This is a genomic window from Rahnella woolbedingensis (assembly GCF_003602095.1).
Taxonomy (GTDB): domain Bacteria; phylum Pseudomonadota; class Gammaproteobacteria; order Enterobacterales; family Enterobacteriaceae; genus Rahnella; species Rahnella woolbedingensis.
This window is the reverse complement of record NZ_RAHH01000096.1, coordinates 1-650: the sequence shown is the minus strand read 5'-3', so window position 1 is coordinate 650 and position 650 is coordinate 1. Positions and strand designations below refer to the sequence as shown.

Genomic DNA, 650 nt, shown 5'->3' with positions numbered 1-650 from the left:
CGGGTGATCACATCATCCAGCCCGATTTCTTCCGTCAGGCGATCGTTTGTTCCCCAGTTAAACCGGTACGTTTCTCCATTTTCATTGCACAGGCCGGTTAGCCTTCCCCGATGGTCATATGCACGGGTCACCGTTCCCCCCAGCGCATCGCGGCTAAAATACAACTGCCCGGTCACGGCATCGTAACCATATTCACGCAATGTGCCGTCTGCGGCTCTGAATCCCGTCAGGCGCCCCCTCGCATCATGAAATATCTGCTCCTGCCTGCCTTCGGCGGATGTCAGCTGGATAATTCTGCCGGCGGCGTCGTATTCAAAACTGCGGGACTCGCCGGTCGCATCCGTCACGCTGATTTGCCGGTAATATTTATCGTATCCGTAACACGTCGTCTGACCGGAACAGTCCTGTGCCTGCGTCAGCTGACCGCGCTCATTCCACGTGAAGCGGCTGATGCCGCCGGACGCGTTAGTGAACGCCGTGACCTGACCCAATTCATCCCGCTCATAGCGGCTGATATTGCCAAGCGGATCTTCTTCGGCAATCACGCCATGGCAGGCGTCATACTGCAGGCGATAAACACCGTCCTGAGGATCGATAAAATCACGAGGCAGAGCCTGCTGCTCAAGCCATACCGTTTTGCTCACACCGCC

1 pseudogene is annotated in these 650 nt (G+C 56.8%); it reads right to left on the bottom strand.

The features are described 5' to 3' along the window. A pseudogene (locus D6C13_RS25350) lies at nucleotides 1–650 on the bottom strand (RHS repeat protein); the annotation flags it as partial.